General features: G+C 41.5%; 4 protein-coding genes. 2 read left to right on the forward strand and 2 right to left on the reverse strand.

Annotation, left to right across the window (positions count from 1 at the left end):
- Window positions 1-177: 177 nt before the first annotated feature.
- Complete coding sequence (locus A3735_RS20680; RefSeq protein ID WP_068511202.1) at window positions 178-498, forward strand: hypothetical protein; 321 nt, start codon at window positions 178-180, stop codon at window positions 496-498.
- A gap of 78 nt (window positions 499-576) precedes the next feature.
- Here the strand turns inward: A3735_RS20680 and A3735_RS20685 are convergent, their stop codons facing one another.
- Window positions 577-978, reverse strand: a complete 402-nt coding sequence (locus A3735_RS20685; RefSeq protein ID WP_068511203.1) for a type II toxin-antitoxin system VapC family toxin — start codon at window positions 976-978, stop codon at window positions 577-579.
- On the reverse strand, window positions 975-1,217 hold the full coding sequence (locus A3735_RS20690) for an Arc family DNA-binding protein (protein WP_068510145.1): 243 nt from the start codon (window positions 1,215-1,217) through the stop codon (window positions 975-977). Before A3735_RS20690 ends, A3735_RS20685 begins: the two co-directional genes overlap by 4 nt.
- Before the next feature lie 162 nt (window positions 1,218-1,379).
- On the opposite strand from A3735_RS20690, the gene A3735_RS20695 reads away from it, so the two are divergent.
- Window positions 1,380-1,832: a hypothetical protein gene (locus A3735_RS20695; protein ID WP_068511205.1), complete on the forward strand. Its 453-nt coding sequence runs from the start codon at window positions 1,380-1,382 to the stop codon at window positions 1,830-1,832.
- Window positions 1,833-2,155: the final 323 nt, after the last annotated feature.

Below are 2,155 nucleotides of genomic sequence, written 5' to 3' on the forward strand. Positions count from 1 at the left end.
TTCTGAGTTCTTAACAATAAATTAAGAGCATAAGGTCAAAAGACTAAAAGCAAAAATCATATAACCAGGCCATCTTTCGGATCTTCGTTTTCTGTCACCGTTTATGCAAAGAAACGCATAAACGTCGCCATAAAACTCATCCCGCAAATGGCGGCGTTATATTTCAGGGAGAATTCAGTGCACGATTTTGTAGGCCGATGGAAAATTAAGTTAATGACAACTTGGCCTCAAGACTACGTTGACCTCGATGAACCCGGTTATTTTGAGTTTACTGAAGATGGATTAGGCCAGTTCGTTTTTGGTGCTGTAAAAGGGTGGCTCGATGTTAGGGTATCTCACCGAACACCTTATCTTGAGTTTAGCTGGCAAGGCACTTGCGAGGGTGATGACCTTTGTGGTCGGGGTAAAATTGAATTTCCTACTCCTTTACAAGGTGACGGTGAAATTTATATTCATTGTGGTGACGAGTCAGGGTTCATCATTGAAAGAAAAATATAACCAGGCCAGCCAACATCGCCCACAAAGGGCCGTGGGCTGGACTCGCTTCGCTCGCCGTTGCTGGCGGCGTTAAAATTTCTAAGCAACGTACTCTCTGGCAGATATCGCTATGTCTGGAAATTGCTTTAGTATTTTTTTGTCAGCAGTCACTAGTTTGCAGTTTTGGCTCTTTGCCAAGCAAATAAACTCAGAGTCATAAGCAGAACAACCTGATTCATTTGCAGTATTTAATACTTCGAAAGAATTTACGGTATATTCATTGTCTTTGAGTAAATTCTCAGCTTGTTGTTGTATTTCTAAGGCATCCTCCATAGAAATAAGCTCTTTTCTAAGGTACAAAGCTAAGATGTTTCGTAACTCACTGCGCCATAATATAGGGGCAATCCAATCTGGGTCTTTCAATAGCAAGGCTTCTACGTATTCGCTATAGTCAGAGGGTAAATATAAGTAAGCTATTGTATTAGTGTCAGCTACAATCATTCTCTGCCTTCAGCTTTGGCTTTAGTTAAATCTTCCTCAGTAACTTTCAAACCTTTTAGTTTTTGCCTCATTGTTCGTGCATTCATTAAAAGTTGGTCTTTATCTATTTTTTGTGGTCTCAAAACCTTCTCTAGGCATACAATAAGCTCACTATTTATACTTCTGTGGTGTGCTTCAGCAGATTGTTTTAGCTGGCTGTATAAAATGTCTGGTATATTCTTCACTGTAATTGCGGGCATAAAAAACACTCATGGTTGCAATATGGTTTCATTATGGTTGCATAAATAAATGATTTTAACAAGCGCCTCCAACGGACAAATTTTTCTGTCACCACTTTTGCGCTGCGCGGCAAAACTGCCGCCAGCAAAATTTGCTCGTTGAGGCGGGCGTTAGGCAATAAAATGAATTTGGAATCTCACACTAAATATTTTCTTACCTTAGACGGTAAGGAATTAGAATTTGAGAACTTCTCCGAGACAAGAGAAGCACTGCGGAATGCGCTAAATTCGAAATCAGGAAAGATATTGCTGGCAGCTGACGATGGTTTAAGGCCTTGGTGGCAAAGATTCATTTTTGGTGCCAGAAACTATATTCGTGTTTACTTCGCTCTAGAATGGAGTGACGAAATATCTGGCCTCATATTTTATGATGAAAATGCTAGTGAATTTCGTGCTTTAAGTGATTCTCGAAATGAAAATATTTCAGTAGCTGATCGAAAGGAAATCTCTTTCGGAGAGAGTGAGCCACTGCACGAAAAGTACTGTATTGCTACAGATATTGCGAAGAGTTCAATTGTTGAGTTTCTAGAAAAAGAAGAGCGTCCTGAGTGGCATAATTACGAATTTGTGCGATGATCTGCCTAACAAAAAGTTGGTGGTTCAGCCCCTGCGGGGCTTGGACGCTTACAGCGCCCCACGACAAAAGCGTTGGTATGACTCCCCACGTCAAGAGGCCCGCACAAAATCCTGCCGGAACCTCGGCCAGAGCCTTTCTTTTTAATTAACATTCTTCCCGTTAGGGAAGCGTCAACGCATCAGATGAAGCAAGTAATTTCGACGGTGATCATGCTGGTATTCGTGGGTTGCTAACGCGACGCGTTAACCTATCCAACCTTACTTATTACGTCGTGGTGCCTGTCTTCAGTCTATGCTCGTGGATCAATGTACTGCTAGCTCAT

It is taken from the genome of Oleiphilus sp. HI0061, from assembly GCF_001635675.1.